This window comes from Nitrosovibrio tenuis (genome assembly GCF_900109785.1).
Classification (GTDB): Bacteria; Pseudomonadota; Gammaproteobacteria; order Burkholderiales; family Nitrosomonadaceae; genus Nitrosospira; species Nitrosospira tenuis_A.
Map to the genome: position 1 here is coordinate 1 of NZ_FOBH01000005.1, position 21,488 is coordinate 21,488.

Here is a 21,488-nt window from a genome sequence, read left to right on the forward strand (position 1 = left end):
TGCAGTTCCTTGATGACTGGCTGGCTGCTCAGCGGAAGAAACAACTGTCAGCGTAAATCACACCTGTTGGAAGACGAAAAACCAAGGGAACCTCAATTCACTCAGTATCGCGAACTGCCGCTAAGTTAAAAAACAATCCCGTTTGTATCCGCATTTTGAAAGAAATGATTATTCAGCATACCTACATGTTTCCTGTTGACTACAAAGAAAAACAGCAGCTGGCAGAATTATTGGAAATACCAATTCAAGGCCAAAGGCTAATGGATAGGAAAAAAATTGGTAAAGCTTAGTTAGGTGCAACGTGAATGTCTGCTTCGATCTTGGGACGCATTTTCACGTTTACCGCAGTCGCTGATTTCATTTGTCACGACGGCAAATATGGCTGGCAGGGTCCTCCGGGCATTTTTTTCGACGCGGGGGTTCGCATTGAAGATCGTGTCTTCCTACCCATTACCGCGATTCCTATAAATTTCAATTCGGGACCGTCTCTTCGGTCTGCTGCCTTCACCGCTCTGTTCTGTTACTCAGCGTAATTTGACACGTTCGAATTCATCCCATCATTCGGAGTACCTTTGGAATCAAGCGTAAGCCTTATTTGTCCTATCCGAGGTCAACTAGGAGTCTCATATTTTGCAAAAGATTGTATGACCGTCTCAGAAGAAGCGAGGCGAATCGATTGCATCAAGTACCTTCTAGGTAAGAATTATCCAACAACCAATTTCGAATGCGAAACCGTCGTTATTAAATGGGTTGGGAATGAGAGGCGTAATTCTTTACGCGCCGACATTGTTATATATGACATCCCCATTGCGGACGCTAATGATCTTCCCCCCTCTGAAAGAAACAAACACATAATTCTCATCGCTGAAATTAAGCGCGAAAGCAAATCCAAGAAGAGTGCAGTTAATTTTCAACTTGAACCCGCCCTTCGTCAGATTGATAGACCATCCGTCTTTGGTGTGTATTGGGATGACATCAACCGACATCTTTACGTTAAGAAAACCGTAAATAACGAAGTATCAATTACCAAGGATGAGCTAGGAAATATTCCAGACTTTGGAAATCAATACCAATATAAAAAACTAAAGTACTTAGACCTCATTCAGCCGGAGGATATATCCGCGACCTTGATGGATATCGCAAATACACTGCGCTCAAACCACATCAACGACGATTCCGTCCGATATCGGGAAACTGTGAAGTTGCTGCTCGCGAAGTACATAGATGAACGAGAAGCAAAGGAAACCGGTAATGACCTCATTCTTCAAGTTGTACCAGGAACGGATGTTACATTCGCTAGCCGCATAGAAGCTCTGTACAAGCGAACAGCCAGAATCTATTCCAAAGCAAAATCCGTCTTCGCTAAAGACACTACTGGCCTCGACGAAAAGGTGCTGCGAGAAATCATAGAGAAAGTCCAAGGCCTAAATCTGCTTGACTCGTCGAGTGACTCAATGCAACAGGTGTTCATGACATTCGTGCCGGTTGTTTTCAAGAAGGACTTGGACCAGTACTTTACACCGCTGACTCTTGTGAACTGTATGGTCGAAATACTGCGCCCAGGACCTAATGATAAAGTCGTCGATCCAGCTATGGGCACTGCAGATTTTCTTACCGCAGCACTGCAATATCGTCTCAAGAGAAACGACGGTCAAATTGTCAATCGGGTCTATGGCGCGGACAAGGATAAACAAGCGTATGAACTCGCCGTCATCAATATGATATTGAATAAGGATGGCCAAACCAATCTCCACAACGTCGATTCCATTGAAAACTTCTCTCTATGGGAAGGCCAAATGGATGTTGCGTTATGCAATCCGCCTTTTGGTTCTCGGACAATCGAAACGCGGCAAGCAATTCTTAAAAACTATGATCTTGGCCACGAGTGGAAAAGGAAGGAAGGTAGGTGGCAAAGAACAGGTACGGTACTTGATTCGCAACAACTCGGCATCTTATTCATCGAGAGATGTTTCAAGTTATTAGCGGAAGGAGGGAGGATGGGAATTATCCTGCCGGAAGGGTATCTGTGCACTGCAAGCTACGGATACGTTCGTCAATGGGTCATCGACAACTTCAAGATTATAGGGCTGGTTGAGTTGCCCCGAAGAATATTTCTTAAATCAGAAGCGGACCTGCGATCAAATATTTTGTTTGCCGAAAAGTTAGTGCCGGAGAATAACGACTACGCAGTTCATTCTGAACTAGTGAGAAAGGTGGGGTATAAGCTTGGAAAGGGATTCTTCTCGATACCTCTTCGCGACGGCGAGACTGGACTTGAAATGCGCGATGAGATGAATAGGGTCATGATCGATACAGATTTTAGAAGGGTCAAGAATAACTTTCTCATGTTCCTTTCGCAACGCGACAGCTCCGCTGCGTCCTCGTGGACTGGAGCGAGGTTACGAGATATCAGCACACATCCCCTGCTCGATATGAAACCGAGGCGAATAAACTTTAAGGCACTTTCAAATATTCGAACTATAAAGAATGGTTCCTACGTCCGACTTGAAGATGCTGCAGAGGTGGTAGAAGAGACAGTGGAGTTCAAGAGCGTTCATAAAGAGAACGAGCTCTTACACTTGATCGAGGGACAGGATATCAGAGCCGTCGAAGGTGTAGTCATCCTTAAGGACAGAGAGAAGCGATGGCAGATTGAGGTTAGGAAGACCAGCAAAGGGTATCTTGTAATGCAACGAGATATAGTGATCGGCTTAGTACGACCCGAACGGCGGAATATAGGCTTTTACATACACGCGGACAAGCATGTGTATGCGAGTACAGACGGCGTCGCAATTGTTCGCGAACGGCCGGAAAATAAGAATCGTTTTCCCATTGAATGGGTCTTCCACGCACTCAGAACCGAAATGTGCAGAATTCAGTTCTGGACTGAGTCGGGCGGCACAAGTTACGGGAAATTAACGCTGGATCAGATAAAGAATGTTCTGATTCCGGTACCTGCGCGAGCGGAAATACAAACCATTAAAAGTGCGGTTGTCGAATGGTCGAGGTCAATCTCAGATTCTTCCATTAAGTTTCACCATTTATGGAGCCCGCACGACAAAGTAGCAATACTAAACTCCCCACTCATTGGTTTGGAATCAGATCAAATTTGCCTAAATAGCGAGGCAGACGAAGACTGAGCCGCGTTACCACTCGTCACTATTTGAGCGATCCCCGTTTTGAAACCTCCACCGTCTTTCTGTGTAGGTTCGCCGCCATACGTTGAGCGGTCTAGTGAGTCTTTTTATTCACAAATTTGTATTAGAGTCGAATGGCACCCTTCCGATTACAAATTATGCTCAAGCCAACGTTTCGGGGGCGATAATCGCAGTGTTTCAAGCACGCTCTACCGCTCGCGCGTTTATATTTTAACCTACTATGAGGCTACTAAGAGGGAACAAAGACGCCGTAATTGGCGTAAGTCTTTGTTTTTATGGCTCCCCGACCAGGGCTCGAACCTGGGACCTGCGGATTAACAGTCCGTCGCTCTACCGACTGAGCTATCGGGGAATTGGAGAGGTGCATATACTAATAGTTTGAGTTTCCCCGGTCAATCGAAACGGTCCGAACTACCTTGAATTTCGGGAGATTTCGCCTCTCCGAACCCTATCCATTTGAAAAGCTCGGTTGCTCAACTGAGCGGGCAAACGTTTAGTTTGTGCCTCCATTTTTTTTTGGTCTATACTCTATCTCATGAGACCGGGCGAATTACTTCTACGCTGTTATGCCGAAGAGAGAATGGGGCAGTGGCAGGCTTTCTGCCTCGACCTGGGCCTTGCGGCCCAAGGCGAGAGTGATGCGGAAGCTTGCGGCAAGCTCAACGCGATGATCCGCGAATATTTACACGACGCACTGGCAGGCGAAGATCGTGAATATGCCGAATATTTCCTGACCCGGAAGGCTCCGTTATACCAGTGGGTGAAATACTACCTTTATTTTGTCATGCAGGCCTTACATATAAAATACGGTACTGATCGGATTCTGTTCAGGAAACTTATTCCCCTTACTCCGAGTACCGATGGACATGTATGAGCGAGAAACGCCCGCCTCTCACCTATAAACGCGTCAAACAGATCCTCACCACTTTGGGATTTTCTCCCAGGCCTCAGAAAGAAAATGCGCATGAGCAGTGGGTAAAGACGGTTTCCGGTTGTCGGCTTAAGGTGTTCCTGGATTGCCCGCAGTCTGCATTCAGCCCGGACGTGATAGCGTCCCTGGCCAACCAGGCGGGTGTAAGGGAAAAAGAGTTTTACGCCGCACTTCGCCCGTACAAGACAATCTAACTCCGCTATAAAATAAAATTGCGAGTGTCACTGCACCCTCGCTGGGATTGATCGACCTGTGGCTGAACCTGTGGCCGGAGACGAGCATCAGGCTGCACTATCCGGGCCTGATGCCCTGCTACCAATTCAAGTAGCGAAATATTTCCGTTTGATATCAATACTGTTTTTCAGGAACAACGATAATTTTCTCGCTGCTGGTTCCAGGTTCTCCTTTAGGTCCTGGCGGGCCTTGAGGACCGGGTTCTCTTGAACCAAGCGAAATGCAGCCGGCTAGACTGGCGAGCGCCATGATGGTCGCGAACAGCTTGAGAGTTTTCATATAATTATTCCTCTTATTAATAGTTAATTGAAATCAATCGACTACATCTCATTTATACCTCAAAACTGTAGCTGAGACCGTCTGTTACCGCACATTCACATTATTATGTTCGCCTGTGACGGCGACCCGCAGCTCTCTACTCTTCGGATATCGGATCCTCAGCCCTGGCTGGCACTCTGCCGATCCCACGGTCGCTCTGTCACGTTTACATATATAACCACGCAAGGCTCAACTTATCGAAAACAGTTCATCATGTCTCGCCGCCCGAATCTGAAAGGTATTCATTGCCAAAACAATCCTCAATTTCAATCACAAATTTGGTTAAGTTTCATCCAGACCCCCCCTTTTGTTGCTGTTAGGGTTGAAACTACAATTGGCATACTTCGACCGCTCGGAGGAAAAAGCCTCTTTCATTGAGCTACTTCTGTTGGAGAGGTCGGATGAGTATAATTATCGACCCACGGGCGCCACTATTGCTTTGTGCAAAGTAGGGCAAACCAGAATAAAGGCGCGGAACCCGAATGCGGAACCCGAATGCGGAACCCGAATACGGAACCCGAATACGGAACCCGAATGCGGAACCCGAATGCGGAACCCAGGCGCGGAACAGGCAGGTTTAGACAGTCCGCTGCGGGGGTTTCCTGCGTGTTGAAGCAGTCCCAGACTAAAGAAGCTGTCCAGACCCAAGGCTATCACAATCATCGTCTCCCTGTTGATCGTCCCTTCTAAATTGAAAACCGGTTCATTCATTGTGAAGAGCGCTTTTTGGATGCTTGTCGCCATGTGTTTTGGCGGATGCACATCTGTGGATGAGTGGCAGCGCGGGCTTGCCTATGCTCCCTCACGGGAAATGATGGGACTTCCCGAATTGGAGTCCCTCGCTTTTACCGATCAGTGGATCGAAAGTCCGGCTGTGGATGGGGTTGCCGCAGGTTTGTTACACGGTTGGTGGATTCCTAATTCATCAAGTGACGCTCCGGCAGTTCTGTACTTGCATGGCAATGCGGGAAACATTTCCTCAAACCGAAATATAAGTTTAATTCACAGCCTCCACAGGGCTGGGTTCGCCGTATTGGCAATCGATTACCGGGGGTATGGTCGCAGTAGCCCGGCCCTCCCCAATGAATCCGCGCTCTATGCGGACGCGCAAGCGGCTTGGGAGCGAATGCTGAACCTTGCACCGCATTCAAAGAAACGCTTGATCTATGGCCACTCGTTAGGTGGAGCGGTAGCCATCAATCTGGCATTAACGGCAACTCACCTCGATGCATTGGTTGTCGAGGGAACGTACACGTCATTCTCTGAAGTGGTGGAAACCACCTCATACGGATGGCTTCCCTTATCGCTGATTCTTACCCAGAAATATACATCCGACGAGAAGATCAGGAATATTCGGATTCCAAAACTTTTCATTCATGGCTCATCGGATGAGGTAATCCCGGTAGAGATGGGGAAACGGCTTTTTGCCTTATCTCTTGAACCGAAATCATTGCTTATCGTTCCGGATGGCCGTCATCGCGATGCTGCTGTCAAAGCGGGCGATGAATGGATCAAAGCGATGCGCCGCTTGGCCGGGCTGGAAAAACCCAAACAAGCCCCTCATCCCAGCCCCTCAATTCAATAAAGCGCGGCGGTAATCCTACCTCAAGCATGAAGAGGTCGGTGCAACGTAGCGCCACTCTCGATAATCAAATCTTCTGTCTCTCCTTCTGCCTCTCCTGTACCAGGGATCCGGGCAGAGCCAGACCGTGAACATCAGCGCACAGGATGATGGCTCGGCCAGCTCAAAGACAACCTCGTGAAGTGGATTTCGCTTTGAGTGGGGGTTCACTCTTGAGCTTGATATCGATATTGAAATCGATCTTGAAATCGATAAGCGATATGGGAAACCGTTTCCACGCTACCATCCCAAACAGATCTCGACAATTGAGCTACATTCGAGAGCGTGAATCCGGAAACGTTAAATGGAATGTATCGGTTCCGGGTCCGAACGTCCTGCTGAGGTCGCGCCAAACCGTTTTGCGATAAACTTTCCAAAGGCTTGTTTATCAATTTCCTCAACGGCTTGAGGGTCATTCCTGAGGTGGTGAATGAGCTCCTCGGGAAAATTTCTCTGAAACTCAGCGGGAATTTTTGCTTGACATTTCACAGTAATCCACATCCGTCACAAAAATGGCACGATTGCCCAAAGCAGCCCGCCGCAAACCCGCATGAATCCTAGCTTTAAGCATATGTATCTGATAATAAATGGATATTTACACAGGTCAAAAAATAGCCAAAAGAGAAAATATTGTTATGAAAAGGCGACTTACCCGCTGTGTTCATAGGTTATCAACAAACTTATCCACAGCAATTGTGGACAACAAAAACCCGGCCAAACGGGGCAATACAAACGTGAAATGGCTCCGCGATAATCCCTACTGGCTATCCGCCAGATCGGTCGCAGCATAACTTGCCAAACGGTCACGGACCATGCGCTCCCGAACGCTATTGGCGCCCGCTTGCTTGCTTATTCCCGGCCTTAGCTTCAGCTTATATAATGCTACTGTCTGAAGGTTTCGCTGCGGGTAAGACCGACCCCAAGTGGCACTGGCTCCATGAACAAGCTGGAAAAAAGTTGATAACTTTATCAGTCGATGACTTCACGCAGGAGCATGGGCCAGTGTATGCATGATAACGACGTGCCTACCGTAGGCACCGCGGCGGAAGTGGCACTGCTATGGCAACCGGATTGGCGAGCCGGGGTAATAATGCCGGGGGCTATTAATTCGTTTTGCATGAACTCAAGAACAAGCCATGCGTTTCTTCAGGTAAGCCTGCCGGTACGCCAAAAATTTTGCTTGACATTTACTAGTAATCCACATTCGATGCGGAATTGCGCGATGGATCAAAATGAGGCCGGGCAATTGCGCACGGATACTGGATTTACGAATTATCTATTTGCTATTTGATAAATAAAAGCTATTTTAAATGTTTAAAAAATAGACAAAGCGAAAATGTCCTCAAGGAGAGACAAGTTATCCGCCACGTTCATAGCTTATCAACAAACTTATCCACAGTAATTGTGGACAATAAAATACGACAGCAGTCGAACAAACGCGATGAAGTGCCGACTATAAACGTCCAAGTGGCATACTCGATTCGCATGCGCGATTCGCTAATCTGCCAAGCCCAGCCTCAGCCTGACTGAACTAGCTCAGCCGTCAATTTACGCAGTCCATCCTCGTAATGGACCATCCCGTTACTATCAAACGTTCGGCTGGGCCCTGCCCGGGGATGTTCACTTGACCAGCTTTTTTACCGCAGAGGGATCTTCGTACTCCTCTAAACGAAGCGCGGCTTCCACGACTTTTTTTGCTTCTTCAATGGTTTTCGCATTGGAGAGATCCACCCCCGGGTTGGGATAGCTGTGCCAGAAGGAAATACCGGCACTAGTGATCCACAGGAGACCTCTGACATGCTTTTCCACAAATACCTCCTGATGACTTTCGTCGACGATTTTCCATTCGATATCCATTATTCAAACTCCTCGATATAGGCAATAAAATATATTGCAGTAAAACGGCTTCAACTTTTCTATTCAGTTGTGTTCCAGTATAGGCGAGGTCCCCCACATTATCCCGCATTGCGAAGCTGGGTCACAACGACTTGGCGCATTTTTTTCTTTCTTTTGGAAAAATTCGGATCGAGGAGCTTTTGCTCGAAAATTCAAAGCCTTCTTGAGAGGAGGTCGTCGTGCCAGCATCAGTAAAATGCGGAGGTATTTACTAAGTTCGGTATCGCACAGTATTTCATTCTGAATCGACTATCTTATCGAGCAAAGCTCGATACACAGGTTGCGAGTTTCGTTCTGGCTCTTTCCATTATTAAATTCTTTTCAGATTCAGAAGGAGATAAAAGTGAGTAATTATTTTTACGATGACGAAGTAGAACCATATTCGGGTCTGTTTGACCAGGGGGCCGAGGTTTTTACGAAGAAAATGTTCAGGCACTCTCAAGCAAAAGCTCAGGAAAACTGGGGTGAAATGAAAAAAGAGCGGCAAGAAAAAAAAATGTTTGCCATCAGGTCACGGTCGAGAAGGGTGGGCTCCCAGGTCTAGCCGAACTGAAGGGCGGGCGGCAGGTGCGGAATATCCCTGAATAAGCAATATAACAGCGGTTTTACTGGCGGGGTGCTTTTGATCATCTGATTGACTTCGGGGCGCGTAACTTGGGGATATGCGCAACTTTGGGAAGTACTGCACAAGCGATAAGCCGGAAAACCATAGCGACCACAGAGGTTGAGCCAAGGGTTGAGTTAGGGATTGAGCCAGCGGTTAAGCCACTGCCAAGGTGGATCACGCGGAGGGATTGGTTCCACCTGAAATGATGGAACAACTTTGGGCTTTGGAGAACGGGACTGACGCGGTCTGAGGAACCGATAAGGCGGCCTGAGAGCGGCCTAGAGCGGCCTAGAGCGGGCTGCGAGCGGCCAAGGGCAGCTCAGGTCTGGTTCTGGAAATATTTTCTCGATGTCACCCGGCGGCGTCCGTATGTCCGTAGTATGTCCGTATCTTTAGCTACCACGGAGTGCGTGCCCGTAAAATCCAGGGTGATCACAGCGCACGACAGGTCGTGGCCAAGTAGGTCGTAGCCAGGCTTACAATGCCAATGAGCACACAGCAGTGAGCGCCACTTCAGGTTGGCTTCGAGGTTGCGCCGTCGCGTTGAGCCTCTCGCGTGTCCCTTCCCTCACGGCCGCTATCGCGCTCGCGTGGGATTTATTCGGTGGTTCCCTAGGTTACACGTATGTTCTTGAACTGCCAGGGGTCTTCGCTATCCACATCCTCGCTGAACAGCCATCCTCTGTCGCGTAATGGGGTCCAGTCGCTATAAATCCCTGTAATTTCCCCCAGATAAGGCCGGGCAATTTCGAGAGCGGTCTCATAATCTATGTCATCGGGTTCTATTACGCCTTCATAGGGGTGCTGAAGCGCCCACGCCATTCCGGCCAGAACCCCTGCCGCGACTTGCAGGCTGGTCGCATTATTATACGGTGCGAGCTGACGCACTTCGCGGATCGACAAGCGCGACCCATACCAATAGGCACCCTTTGCGTGCCCCATCAGCAGTACACCCAGCTCGTCCATACCATCAGTTATATCGTCCCGTAGAATTCTCTTGTTCGCCTGCAAATGCCAGTTCCTTCCCGCCAATTCATGCAACGAGAGCACGGCGTCATCGCAGGGATGGTAGGCATAATGCACCGTTGGACGGTAAACGACCTTCTCATTTCGCCGCAGAGTCAGATGATCGGCTATTGAAATCGACTCGCCGTGCGTGATCAGGAAACCATGATAAGGACCGGTGAGAGGTGTCCAACTGCGTATGCGCGTAGCGGCGCCAGGACGGTTGAGGTATATGGCCGCGTCACAGCCAAATTTATGACGCGCTCCTCCCTCCGGCCAATGCCGCTCGTGGGTCCCCCACCCCAGTTCGGAGGGCTGAAGAGCCTCGCCAACAAAGCCATCGACTGACCAGGTATTGATAAATTCATCGCGGCGCTTGCGGTGTTCAGCAACCTGGGTGTCGCGCTCGGCAATATGGATAGCCTTTATATTAAGACGGAAAGCCAGCTCGGCCCATTCGGTGTGACTTGCCGGTTTTTCTACCGGAAGGCCGATATCGGCGGCAATATCGAGCAGCGCCCTCTTGACGAAAGTGGAAGCAAGGCCCGGATTCGCGCCTTGAGCGATAATGGCGGTGGCTCCCTTTGGCTTTTCGCGCCCAAAGGCGAGCGCCTTTTCGCGGAGCGCATAATTGGAGCGAAGCGACGCCGGGATCGATCTGTCGGTATAACCTCCGAGCCAAGGTTCGATACACGTATCCAGATAAAGTGCGCCGCGGTGCCAGCATAGCTCCATCAGCGCTATACTGGAGACATCAACCGACAGGTTGAGCAGGAAATCCCCCTTGTTCAGGTACGGTTCCAGCACCGCTGCGTAATTTTCCTCGGTAAGTGGGTGAAGTATGAAAGTGACGCCGAATTCCTGCGCGATAAGCTTCCCGTTCTCATCAGCAGAAATAACGGTGATTTGTCCCGGTCGTATTTCAAGGTGACGCAATATCAGCGGGAGAGCGGCCTGCGCTATGCTGCCAAAACCAACTATTATTAGAGAACCCGCCAGCTGCGCGTGCTTGGTATATGCTTTAGTTTCCATGCTTCGATTTTCCCGGCTTGCAAAATATACTGGCTTTATTGGTCTTCTCATGTTCTTTTCGCTTGCTCAACAAACTTACCGTTCCCTTAAACCGCAACGAATCCTGTCACCTGTGCTCGCCTTTGCACACACGCAACCGAGGGGCGCGCGCCGGCGGAACTGTGTGCCCCCGGTTGGGTCAAATACTCTGAATTGCGGATACCGCTGCCGTGTCGTTTTTCTTTCGCTGTTGGGGCAAGGGGCAAGGCGGGTTGGCGCGCTTATCTGCTTATCTAAGTGGTGTTATTTATACATGCGCAGCGCGCGCAGTTTACCCATTTCTTTTTAAGAGGAAACGAGAATGACCAATTGTAACCTGCCACAGCATGAAGATCATACTCATCCACATGGACCGGAGTGCGGCCACACGGGTATCATTCATGACGATCACATCGACTATTTGCACGATGGCCACCTGCACTACCCGCACGGCAGCCATGTTGATGAGCACGTCGTAGCCGTGACGGAAGCAAATCCGGAAAACTGCACGCCTGGGCACGAATGCGCCATGCATAAGCAGGAACATGTGCACGGCCCCGGATGCGGCCACGAGGCCGTACCGCACGGAGATCATATTGACTACCTGGTCGGCGGTCATTTGCATTATCCCCATGACGGTCATTGCGATGATCATGGCCCCGTAAAAGTAGCCTGACAAAAAGCGTTGGTCGAAGCGGCTTGGGCCAAGCGATCGCTTGATCCGGATAGTTTGAGCGGAATTTTCCCATAGGCCCTTCCCGCAGGCCGCTTCCCATAGCCCTTCCCATTGGCCCCCGTTTCACCGCGAGGGGCCAATCATGGCTGTGTGCGCCCGCGCGATGCCGCCTTTTCGTATCCACCTTTTCTTTTCCCATTTTTTTTATCCCAAAGTGTGTGGATCCAATTTCAGGAGCGCCAGTGTCCGGTACGCCAGCGGCTAAGGAGACGGTGGTGCTGGTGCATGGTCTTTGGATGCATGGCTGGGTCATGAAGTTAATGGGCTTGCGGCTGGGGCGCTGCGGTTTCGATACGGTTTTCTTCTCCTACCCTTCCATGCGCGACTCGTTATCGCAGAATGCGTTAGTATTGTCGCGTTTTGTAGCGGATATCGATGCGCCCCGCATACATTTTATCGGCCATAGCCTGGGTGGCCTTTTAATACTACAGATGCTTAATGAATTTCCCCAGAGCCGGATTGGCCGCATCATCCTGGCGGGGAGCCCCTACAATGCGAGTTGCGTGGCAACAAAACTTTCCCGCCGCGATCCAGGACGCTATATTCTAGGGCGCAGCATGCTGCAGTGGTTGGGCCAGAAGCCCCCGCTGTGCGACGACCAACACGAACTCGGCGTGATTGCCGGTTGCAGGAGCATAGGCGGTGGCAAACTGATCTCTCGTTTGGCAGTGCCAAATGATGGTGTGGTCACGGTTGAGGAAACACGGATTTCGAACGTAAACGACCGGATAGTGCTCGACGTAACCCATTCCGGGATGCTTGTATCTGCCGAGCTGGCTCGCCAGGCATGTTCATTCTTGCGATATGGTCATTTTTTACATAACCGGGAGGACGGGGAGCCAGCATGATAACCAGAATTTTGCACGCGCCACGGCTCGCCGCTGTTGGTTTTATCGTTTGGCTGGGCGGTTGCGCTAATCTCGGCTATTACGCCCAAGCCGTGGACGGCCACATGAACATCCAGAACAGGGTCCGTCCGATCCATTCGATCATTGCCGATCCTGAAGCCGATCCAGGATTGAAACGCACCCTGACGCTTGTGGCGAGACTGCGCGAATTCGCGAGTCGCGAACTCAAACTCCCGGACAACCAGAGTTTTACCACCTATGCCGACCTGGGTCGGCGCTATGCGATCTGGAATGTGTCCGCCGCGCCCGAGCTATCCATAGAACCGGAAAAATGGTGTTTCGTAGCGGCCGGCTGTGTCAGTTATCGTGGCTTTTTTTCAGAGGCTGAAGCCCAGCGCTTTGCTGAAGAACTCAGGGCTAAAGGTTATGATGTAAGCGTAGGCGGCGTTCGCACCTACTCCACGCTCGGGTGGTTTAAGGACCCCATACTCAATACCTTCCTTGGCTATTCTGACGCGGAGCTTGCGCAATTGATATTTCACGAGCTTGCCCACCAGATGGTCTATGTGCAGGATGACAGCACTTTCAACGAATCGTTTGCCACTGCGGTTGAACTGGAAGGCATAGCCCGCTGGCTGGGCCAGCATGGTGCGGAGGATCAACGTGCCGCGTTTGACGCTTCTCAAAAAAGGAAAGCTGCTTCCACCGCAATAATGCTGGATTATCGCAAGCGCCTGGAAGAGCTGTATGCCTCGAGTCAGAGCCTGGCCGAAAAGCGGGTGGGCAAGGCGCGTATCCTCGGCGAGTTGCGCGAAAAACTATCGAGCCTGGAAACCGATAAGGCCCGGTCCGCCAGTTATGATAAATGGCTGACGCTGCATCTCAATAATGCCTTTCTGGCTTCCGTCTCGACCTATACGCATTGGGTGCCTGCATTTCATGCGCTTCTTGCCCGGCACGAGGGAGATATCGGCCAATTTTACGAAACCGTGAGAGAACTAAGCCGGCTTCCAAAAGCGGAGCGGACTACCCTCCTCCACAGCACGGATGGACGCACCCTTTCCGCCAGCAATACGGACCCACAGGAATAGCAAGCGGGGATAGCGGGCGGGAAAGCGGGCTGGAACAGCAGACAGGATTAGCAGGCGAGGAGTGCAAACGTAGCTCGCGTGATTCGATACCTCATTAATAATCGCGCTTGATAATACCAATGTCATACCGGCGGCGCTGTCCAGTAGCATGCAAAACCACTTCATTGTTTATTGCACCGGATTCCGGGTCAACCGGAACGGCGAATTCTCAATATTTTATGCGCCGGTTATGACCTGCTTTGGCGCGGAAAGGTAGTATTTTTGTTAAGCTGATGCTTCTATTTGATGATCGGCGCCGCGCTCAGCGCAGGATGAAGCAGCTCTATCTCGTAAAGATACCGGCCTTGCTGTGGCGGTGAATAAGTCCGGTAACTGGAAACGACGTCGGGCTCCAGGTGTCCTGCGACGTGTTCCAGGTCCGATAATCTCAGGCCCTGCCGGACAAGATACGCAATGTAGCTATGCCGGATTGCTTCCGCAGTAATTCCTTCCGCATCGGGCAGGCCTGAGTCCACCGCCGCGCAGACCAAAGCCGCGGAAAGATCGACGCGCGAACGTGGATCATCCGGGTCCCATAAAGGCTGGCCCTCGGACTGCTTGAACAGTGACTGGAGAAAACCACTGATGGGAACGGTTCTCGCCGTTTTGCCCGCAAGAGTGATTGTTCCTGTCTCCAGATCGATTTGATCCGGTTCCAAAGACACGGCTTCATCTATATCCAAACCACTAAGCAATAAGCCGATCAGTTGCTTCCCTTTGAGGTTGGCGGCATTGAGAAGAATCCTGAGCTGATGACTGGACAGTTCGCGGTGTAAAGGGCCGGGCAGTAAGCTATTGGCTTTTTGTTCTGGCAGTTTCTGATCCGAGGAACCGAGCGCGCTTCGCGGATAATCAGGCAAACTCCCGACCGCCGGTGAAGCCGCCGCGGGGTATCCCTGCATTCCAAAAACAGCGATGGAAGGCTGCTGCTCCTTTTTTTGAGTCAGATACTCTGAAATCCACACACCGAAGAGGCCCAAGAGTAGGGAACCCGCAATCACTATCAGAGCATCGCGACTATATTCCGGTCTCACCGGCTCGCGCGTTTCATAGGCCCTGCTAATTACTGTAACTTGCGGATACTTCTCCCGATGGCTGGTCTTGACCTGCACCAACCGTTCTTGCGCGTCACGGTAGAGCTTTTCCAGACCTTCCAGATCGGTTTTCAATGCATCATGTTGGGTAAATTTCGACGTAAATGCCGAGGCCTGCTTTTTGTGCTCATCCAACTGTACGCGAAGTTCACGAATGGTTTGTTGCGCCGCAGCGTAATTCATTTCGGCATCGGTTAACACGACATTTTTCCCGTACTGACGCTTATTGTTAACCGCGGACTCCAGCTCCTTGATTTGCTGTGGGATGGATTTTAAATCCGGCTGCAGATTCAGGTACTCGCGTGTAAATTTTTTATCGAGGTCTGCCAGTTTCTCGCGCAAATCATGTAACCGTTTCTCCAGGTCGAGCAAACTCCCCTTCTCATCCTCTGGAACCACTGCCTGCCCGCGGGATATGGCGGTCCTGATCGCATTCAGAGTGGACTTCGCCTTGACTTCCTCCTCGCTGGCCTTGTTGAGGGAATCAGTCAAGCCTTTGAGGCGGGCCAGTGCTTCATTCTCATTGCGCTCGGTCGAGGAAATATCGTGGCTTTTTCGGAAAGACTCCAGCTCCGCCCGGGCAGAATCGATTTTCACGCTCAATCCTTTCAGTTCGTCTTCCAGAATACGAGTCGTGTCGTTTGTCTGCTTTCTGACTTCCTCAGCACGCGCATCGAGGTATACGTCTATCCAGGTATTGATGAGTAGTGGCAAAAACTTCGGGTCGCCGCCCTCAGCCTTTATTTCGACGAGATTGGTGTCTGCGACCGGTTCCACATTCAGCAGATTCTGAATATCGGATGTGGTCAACCGAGCCAAAAATTGATGCGCGTCTGATGCCTTGAGCCGTGACAAAGTCTCGGCAATCAACTCATGTCCCAGCAAAATTTGCCGTTGAATGGCTACATGCTGAATATCGGCATCGTTGCTTCCACGGTCAACCGGCGTCATTGCCGAAGTCAACAATGTGGCACTACTGCGATAAATGGCCGGACGGCTGTAATTGTAGGCCAGACCTATGGTAACGCTGACCAAAAACACAACAAGAAAAATGCTCAGCCTGCGCGACCGGTACCATGGCTGGTCACTGGTGCCGGCAGAGGAGTAGAAATTGCTCGCGAAACGCTGATTGATCTTATTTTTCATAAACCGGCCAACCGTTGAATACATGACGCCGCATGACGCCGTAAGCATTTTGCTTGCCTGAAAACCGGGCAAACGTCAGCGGCGCTTACCGAACCGGCGATCACCCACAACCGTTCCCTGCCACTTCCGGGTATATGCCATGCTAAAAACGGAGCTTCTGTTCGGTTGCGTACAAACAATGATGCCCCGCCTCATGACAATATACGTATAACTCAAAGATAAGTTGCTTTTCATATTCCTGTAAAGGTTTTGTTCTAAGGTGAGGGCTGCAGTAAACATGTTAAGACAACTGAATTTGAACGGTATATCGCCGCTTTTCGAAGATTAGGGCTCCGAATAAGTCGCATGCGGACAGAAGGCTATTCAGAGGCTTCCGCTTTCTGCCGCGTTTGTCCACGTTTGTTTGTGAATCAGATGGGATTGCGTGACGATTATTCAGCGTTTTAAATTCTCAGCCCCTTTTCAGCCCTTTTACAGGAATTCAGAAAATGAAAAAGTATGATCATGACCTGTTCGACTTCGCTTTTGCGTTGCTCGATCACAGATCGGAAGCGTTTCGGCAAAAAATGTTCAAACATTTCCAGTCAACCGGCCGCAGGCTATGGACCGATGTGGAGAAGATCCCGGGAAGGAAAAGGAACGAGCCGATTAGCCATCTAGAGGGGATGAATGAGTAAGTCCGGCGGTCGGCTAAACTCTTCATAATCTTCCTGAATCCCGGAGTCTTCCAAAAATCCCATGGGTAGGGCAGGTCGATTTCTCCCAGGGGCCAAATATATATGGACCGCACACGGAACGTCGCTGCAACGGTAAATGAATAAATGAGAAATAGGTAGCATAGATAATATTTAATGAGCGCTGCTCCTTCCTCAACTTCCCCCGTTCTCATGCCGGCGGTATTTGTAGGACACGGCAATCCGATGAATGCGCTGTCCCATAACGCCTATACGGCTGCGTGGTCCGCCATCGGCACAGCGCTTCCCAGGCCCAAAGCCATCCTTTGCATCTCCGCACACTGGTATATTCCGAAAACCGCGGTCATGTCTGCCGCGAAACCACGAACCATTCATGATTTTGGTGGTTTTCCCCAGGAACTCTATGAAGTGCAGTATCCAGCGCCGGGTTCGCCTGAACTGGCTGCGGAAACCGCAGACCTGCTTTCCCCGTTCGCAGTGTGGGATACCGAGTGGGGCCTGGACCACGGGACCTGGTCCGTTCTCAAGCACATCTTTCCGGATGCCGATATCCCTGTCGTTCAGTTAAGTATCGACGAAACCCGGGAGGCAACCTGGCATTACCAAATAGCCAGGCGCTTGGCGCCGCTGCGCGAAAAGGGCATACTTATCCTGGGCAGCGGAAACATCGTGCACAACCTCCACACCTACGCATGGGGGAAGCATAACGCGGAACCCTACGATTGGGCTATCAGATTCGAAAATCGGGTAAGGGAAGCATTAAGCTCGGGGAATATTGAGCCACTCATCGATTATGAGAAACTTGGGCGGGACGCATTATTGTCGATACCGACCCCCGACCACTATCTGCCTTTTCTCTATATTCTTGCCCAGCGCCGGAGCAAGGAGAAAATCAGCTTTCCGGTGGAAGGATTCGACGATGGTTCAATTTCCATGCTCGGAATCACGATAGGCTGATGGACTGGCTGCAAAAAGCCCAGGTTTTTTGCTATCGTCCATCTGACTGGTCCGCGAGCAATTCAGAGACGGCCGTAATGATAAGCCGCAGTCTGACCGGAACGACTGGCACCCTTCCGAATTTCGTCCTCATACTCCGCAAATTTGACGGATGCGCTGCGCCCTTCCATAACCTCCAGCACTGCATCGGCCCCAAGCCGGGCGGATTGTATCGCTAATTCGATGCCCATACCGCTGAGGGGATCAGGTGCGCAGGCTGCATCGCCGACGGCAATCCAGCCGTCTCCGGCCGCTCCCCCGAACCCGCGGGCGCCAGCCGTTCGGCCGGAGATGCGCGAGTTGCCGGCAGCGCTCGACAATAGGGGACCGAGCAAATGCGTGCGGCGCATCTCCTGGATAAGGAATTCTCTCAGGGTTGTCCGCCGTTTCTTCACCTCATCCCGATCTGTGCAAAAAACGGTAAAGTAACCCCCATCCGGAGTGGGTAAAGCATACCACCAGCCGTTGTCCACGGCTTCTAAGTATAGCGTATGCCCCTGAGGGGAATTGATATCGCTTTCGGCGGATAGCTGCGTCATCAGAGCAATTTGCGGCGATTCAGCTACAGGCGGGCAGCCGGCAATACTCGCCGCCACGCGCCCGGTCGCAACGATCAGAAATCGCGCACTCAAAAGATGGGTTCCGGCGTTCCCTTCGCGAACCAGAAGCTGCCAGTTGCCATCTTTGCGCTCGGCGCTCACGACTTTGGTATCGAGGGCGATTGATACGCCCGCGGCGCGTGCCAGATCGCGTAGTCCATGGTCGAGAATTGAGCGTTCCAGCGCGACGCCCGCACCCCACGGGTTGAACATCGCGTTGAAGGTGACAGGCTCCGGTGTCCCCCACAACGATATCGTCTCATGGATTTCCACTCCGGAAACGCGCTGAAAGAAGTCTGGACAAAATTGTTCGATCATCCTCCGAGCATGGCCAGATACAAGCTCAACACCGTCGGGCGCGTATCCGTCCCAATGCACGAGGCCGACGGGCACGCCGCCCCGAGCAAGTGTAAGGGCGCATATGGCACCGGCCGGCCCTCCGCCAACCACCGCGATATCCATCCGCCGCATGCCACTCCTAAGTTGAGTCATTATGCTCGCCCTGTCGAACTCATCGATGATTTAGACGACTTGAACAATGCTGGTATCCGGTCAGTCATCCCGATCATTTCCCTCTTGGGCAATGGTAACGCACCAGCATGCGCTGGCAACTATCCATATTCTGTACTAATGTGGTTAGGGAGCCTGAGATGCCTTCTGCAGCGGACAAGGCATATCAGAACAAAGTCGAGCACAGTCCGATCTTTGGAAAAGCAATAATCCATGAGCCACGACAGGAAAAGATGAACCGGGCACCAAGCCGCCGTGGCGTTTTAAAGGCATCCGCCGCAGCGCTTGCAACAAGCCTGTTGCCGACGGGCGCAATTTTTGCGCTGGCAGCCCTGAATCGGACCCAAGACCAGATTCTGGGGCCTTTTTATCCCGTCATGAGCAAGCCCGATCGCAGCGGCGATCTGACTCGTGTGCACGGAGGATCGGGCCGCGCGAAGGGACAGCCGCTGATTGTGACAGGCCGCGTACGGTCTCCAGCGGGCAAGCCGGTTGCGGGTGCGGACATAGAAATTTGGCAAGCCAATGCTGCAGGACGGTATGCGCATCCCGACGACACCAATCCTGCGCCCCTCGATCCGGACTTCCAGGGCTTCGGTGCAATAACCACCGGAGCCGATGGATATTATCGATTTAAAACCATAAAACCGTCAGCCTACCCTATTATGCCGACCAGAATGCGCCCGGCACATATCCATTTTAATGTCAGAGGCAGCCATGATGAACTCATCACTCAGATGTATTTTGAAGGCGACCCATATAATGAAAATGATCCGTTTCTTCAGAGCGCGTTCGATCCAGGCGCACTGATAGTCAAACTGGATCGGCCTGTTGCGGAAGAACCTGATTTTATGGTCGCGGTTTTCGATATCGTATTCAGGGGCTGACTGGATATTCCGAATAAATGCCGTATGCGCTTTATGAGCATTGCTGACAACAGATTGGCTTGATGTTCTGGATGTGTTGACTGTCCGGGCGCCCTGCCTGCCGCCACTTCTGATAGGTCATGAACTACAAATACCTAGGCCATCTTTCGCAGGACGACCCCTTCTATGGATATCTGCAGCACGATATTATCCCGGTGCTTGGAGTCAACCTGAACTCGCCTGACTTTCGCGTATACCGACTTCCCTCCTCCAATCATGTCTACCTCTACGAAGACAGTCATAGTCAACTCCGGATTATCGGGAAGTTTTTTGGCGGCGTTCCCCTTTTTGGTCCAGAAGCGGCACTTCATCACATGGAGCGCGAATACAACAATCTCAATTATCTGCGCAGCATTGGCTTTGCCGGTTACCCGCATTACGTCGTTCGTCCCCTTGGCCGAAACGCGCACCTCAATAAGGTACTGGTCGAGGAATACTGTTACGGCACATCGCTTGCTGAATTCATTGTCAGGGCTATCTCAGAAGGAGAGCGGGACGCGCTTTTTCAGAAACTCGGGTCGCTCGCCTATTTTCTCGCCACGTTGCACAACCGCACGGCGCGCGATAGCACAGTGGACTTCAATAAGGACTGTGAATATTTCGACAGACTTCTGGAACATCTGGCCGGTACCGGACGCCTGGGTCAGGACGAGGTTCGCGAGTTTCACGGATTCAGGGATCGTTGGCGAGAGAAGCCCTGCATGTGGGAAGACCGCGAGGTCCTGGCCCATAGTGATGTTACTCCTGCTAATGTTCTCTTCGGCGACGGCCTCTGGGTCATCGTTATTGATCTGGAACGGATGAAATTGGCGGACAGGGTCCTGGACGTTGGGAGGGTGGTGGGCGAATTGCAGCATTACTTTCTGAAGCATGCCCACGACAGATGGCTGGCGGAGCCTTTCATCGGGCACTTCCTTTGGGAGTATGCCTGCCATTTTCCTAACCGCGACGCCGCTTTTGCATCCATTACCCGGCGGATTCCATTCTACGCGGGACTCACGCTCCTGCGTATCGCGCGTAATTCGTGGATAAATGATCATTACAGCCGTCTGCTACTGGATGATGCAAAAAAAATGTTGAGGTAACGATGATGATAAAAGGTATTTTGTTCGATCTCTATGGCACGCTGATCGATATTGAAACCAATGAAGCTATGGATGAAATTTACCGCGCCATTGCTCACTATTTGACCTACCACTATGTAAATTTACACCGATGGGAAGTCCGCGAACGCTATTACGAAATCATGAAACAGCAGAAAGATGCGCGGGGCGAGGAATATCCGGAAATTGACGTGGAAGCCATATGGAATGAGTTCCTCATGCAGGAAGGGATAAAATCGGATCCTATTCGAGGACAGTTATCCAAGGTTATTGCCCATATTTACCGTGGGGTATCCCGCAATCGCTTGCAGCTATATCCCAACGTCAAAAGGGTACTCAACGAGCTGCAAATCCGTTACCGGCTGGCGCTCATTTCGGACGCTCAGTCCTGCTACGCAATGCCCGAAATCCGGGCCGTCGGGCTGGACAACTACTTCGACCCGATCATTATTTCGAGTCATTTCGGTTTCAGGAAGCCCGATTCACGGCTTTTTAAAAAAGCGCTCGAAAGAATGGAGCTGGAACCACACGAGGTGATCGGAATAGGAAACGACATGTTCCGGGACATTTATGCGGCGAAGCGGCTTGGCATCAGAAGCCTCTTCATCGATTCCAACCAGGGCACTAAAACGTACAAGGACGTGGTTCCGGACTATCGGGTCACGCAATTTGATGACGTGCTTAAGGGCATCGCGGCGTTGAGCTAAATAGCGCCGGAGTCAAGCTGGCCCAGAATAAAAAGAAAATGGAGTCTGATTGTCTCCCCTTGAAGTTGCAGGACTGGGTAATCATCACGCAGGCGCGCAAGCGCGCGTTAAGCTCACGGGGGTAGGAAAGCAGCCAGCCCATGGCGTACAAGTTGCAGGGTGAGAGATATGACGGACA

20 protein-coding genes and 1 tRNA gene are annotated in these 21,488 nt (G+C 51.2%); 14 read left to right on the top strand and 7 right to left on the bottom strand.

Annotated elements, in window-relative coordinates; all coding sequences use genetic code 11:
• Nucleotides 1-155: 155 nt before the first annotated feature.
• Together BMX00_RS14985 and BMX00_RS07815 are read left to right on the top strand one after the other, a co-directional pair.
• Nucleotides 156-290 carry a hypothetical protein gene (locus BMX00_RS14985; protein WP_281245901.1) on the top strand — a complete coding sequence of 45 codons (135 nt, stop codon included), beginning with the start codon at nt 156-158 and terminating at the stop codon, nt 288-290.
• 354 nt (nt 291-644) lie between these two features.
• Complete coding sequence (locus BMX00_RS07815) at nt 645-3,140, top strand: N-6 DNA methylase (protein WP_090828478.1); 2,496 nt, start codon at nt 645-647, stop codon at nt 3,138-3,140.
• Between the two features lie 294 nt (nt 3,141-3,434).
• Here BMX00_RS07815 and BMX00_RS07820 read toward each other — a convergent pair.
• Nucleotides 3,435-3,510 (bottom strand) — tRNA-Asn (locus tag BMX00_RS07820).
• Nucleotides 3,511-3,693: 183 nt separating this feature from the next.
• Here BMX00_RS07820 and BMX00_RS07825 point away from each other — a divergent pair.
• Nucleotides 3,694-4,032 carry a hypothetical protein gene (locus tag BMX00_RS07825; protein WP_218141516.1) on the top strand — a complete coding sequence of 113 codons (339 nt, stop codon included), beginning with the start codon at nt 3,694-3,696 and terminating at the stop codon, nt 4,030-4,032.
• Nucleotides 4,029-4,283 carry a hypothetical protein gene (locus tag BMX00_RS07830; RefSeq protein WP_090828479.1) on the top strand — a complete coding sequence of 85 codons (255 nt, stop codon included), beginning with the start codon at nt 4,029-4,031 and terminating at the stop codon, nt 4,281-4,283. Before BMX00_RS07825 ends, BMX00_RS07830 begins: the two co-directional genes overlap by 4 nt.
• 154 nt (nt 4,284-4,437) lie before the next feature.
• On the opposite strand, the gene BMX00_RS14560 is transcribed toward BMX00_RS07830, so the two are convergent.
• Nucleotides 4,438-4,602 carry a hypothetical protein gene (locus tag BMX00_RS14560; protein WP_177171801.1) on the bottom strand — a complete coding sequence of 55 codons (165 nt, stop codon included), beginning with the start codon at nt 4,600-4,602 and terminating at the stop codon, nt 4,438-4,440.
• Nucleotides 4,603-5,353: 751 nt separating this feature from the next.
• On the opposite strand from BMX00_RS14560, the gene BMX00_RS07840 reads away from it, so the two are divergent.
• On the top strand, nt 5,354-6,226 hold the full coding sequence (locus tag BMX00_RS07840; protein WP_143053061.1) for an alpha/beta hydrolase: 873 nt from the start codon (nt 5,354-5,356) through the stop codon (nt 6,224-6,226).
• Nucleotides 6,227-7,231: 1,005 nt separating this feature from the next.
• Here the strand turns inward: BMX00_RS07840 and BMX00_RS14565 are convergent.
• Nucleotides 7,232-7,381: a hypothetical protein gene (locus BMX00_RS14565; RefSeq protein ID WP_177171802.1), complete on the bottom strand. Its 150-nt coding sequence runs from the start codon at nt 7,379-7,381 to the stop codon at nt 7,232-7,234.
• A 501-nt stretch (nt 7,382-7,882) separates the two neighbouring features.
• On the bottom strand, nt 7,883-8,119 hold the full coding sequence (locus tag BMX00_RS07855; RefSeq protein ID WP_090828484.1) for a hypothetical protein: 237 nt from the start codon (nt 8,117-8,119) through the stop codon (nt 7,883-7,885).
• Between the two features lie 382 nt (nt 8,120-8,501).
• On the opposite strand from BMX00_RS07855, the gene BMX00_RS07860 reads away from it, so the two are divergent.
• Entirely contained in the window at nt 8,502-8,702 is a 201-nt protein-coding gene (locus tag BMX00_RS07860; RefSeq protein WP_090828485.1) for a hypothetical protein, read from the top strand.
• A 675-nt stretch (nt 8,703-9,377) separates the two neighbouring features.
• Here the strand turns inward: BMX00_RS07860 and BMX00_RS07865 are convergent.
• Entirely contained in the window at nt 9,378-10,802 is a 1,425-nt protein-coding gene (locus tag BMX00_RS07865; RefSeq protein WP_090828486.1) for a homospermidine synthase, read from the bottom strand.
• A gap of 340 nt (nt 10,803-11,142) precedes the next feature.
• Between BMX00_RS07865 and BMX00_RS07870 the strand changes: the two genes are divergently transcribed.
• The 3 genes from BMX00_RS07870 (at nt 11,143) to BMX00_RS07880 (ending at nt 13,495) form a co-directional block, all read left to right on the top strand.
• Nucleotides 11,143-11,496, top strand: a complete 354-nt coding sequence (locus tag BMX00_RS07870; RefSeq protein WP_090828487.1) for a hypothetical protein — start codon at nt 11,143-11,145, stop codon at nt 11,494-11,496.
• A gap of 242 nt (nt 11,497-11,738) precedes the next feature.
• On the top strand, nt 11,739-12,404 hold the full coding sequence (locus BMX00_RS07875; RefSeq protein ID WP_090828488.1) for an esterase/lipase family protein: 666 nt from the start codon (nt 11,739-11,741) through the stop codon (nt 12,402-12,404).
• Nucleotides 12,401-13,495 (top strand): aminopeptidase, encoded by a 1,095-nt coding sequence (locus BMX00_RS07880; protein ID WP_090828489.1) that lies wholly within the window; start codon nt 12,401-12,403, stop codon nt 13,493-13,495. The genes BMX00_RS07875 and BMX00_RS07880 overlap by 4 nt, the downstream gene beginning before the upstream one ends.
• Nucleotides 13,496-13,773: 278 nt before the next feature.
• Here BMX00_RS07880 and BMX00_RS07885 read toward each other — a convergent pair whose 3' ends face one another.
• A complete protein-coding gene (locus BMX00_RS07885) occupies nt 13,774-15,774 on the bottom strand; it encodes a GumC family protein (protein WP_090828646.1) in 2,001 nt (666 codons plus the stop codon).
• A 488-nt stretch (nt 15,775-16,262) separates the two neighbouring features.
• Here BMX00_RS07885 and BMX00_RS07890 point away from each other — a divergent pair, with 488 nt between their 5' ends.
• Together BMX00_RS07890 and ygiD are read left to right on the top strand one after the other, a co-directional pair.
• Nucleotides 16,263-16,451 (top strand): hypothetical protein, encoded by a 189-nt coding sequence (locus BMX00_RS07890; RefSeq protein ID WP_090828490.1) that lies wholly within the window; start codon nt 16,263-16,265, stop codon nt 16,449-16,451.
• Between the two features lie 210 nt (nt 16,452-16,661).
• Nucleotides 16,662-17,426 (top strand): 4,5-DOPA-extradiol-dioxygenase, encoded by a 765-nt coding sequence (gene ygiD / locus BMX00_RS07895; RefSeq protein WP_090828647.1) that lies wholly within the window; start codon nt 16,662-16,664, stop codon nt 17,424-17,426.
• A gap of 62 nt (nt 17,427-17,488) precedes the next feature.
• Here ygiD and BMX00_RS07900 read toward each other — a convergent pair whose 3' ends face one another.
• Nucleotides 17,489-18,556 carry an NAD(P)/FAD-dependent oxidoreductase gene (locus BMX00_RS07900; protein WP_090828491.1) on the bottom strand — a complete coding sequence of 356 codons (1,068 nt, stop codon included), beginning with the start codon at nt 18,554-18,556 and terminating at the stop codon, nt 17,489-17,491.
• Nucleotides 18,557-18,714: 158 nt separating this feature from the next.
• On the opposite strand from BMX00_RS07900, the gene BMX00_RS07905 reads away from it, so the two are divergent.
• The 3 genes from BMX00_RS07905 to BMX00_RS07915 all read left to right on the top strand — a co-directional run bounded on the left by BMX00_RS07905 (nt 18,715) and on the right by BMX00_RS07915 (nt 21,310).
• A complete protein-coding gene (locus tag BMX00_RS07905; RefSeq protein ID WP_218141517.1) occupies nt 18,715-19,461 on the top strand; it encodes a dioxygenase family protein in 747 nt (248 codons plus the stop codon).
• Between the two features lie 119 nt (nt 19,462-19,580).
• Complete coding sequence (locus BMX00_RS07910) at nt 19,581-20,585, top strand: phosphotransferase family protein (protein WP_090828492.1); 1,005 nt, start codon at nt 19,581-19,583, stop codon at nt 20,583-20,585.
• A 2-nt stretch (nt 20,586-20,587) separates the two neighbouring features.
• Complete coding sequence (locus BMX00_RS07915) at nt 20,588-21,310, top strand: HAD family hydrolase (protein WP_090828493.1); 723 nt, start codon at nt 20,588-20,590, stop codon at nt 21,308-21,310.
• The last annotated feature ends 178 nt before the right edge of the window (nt 21,311-21,488 follow it).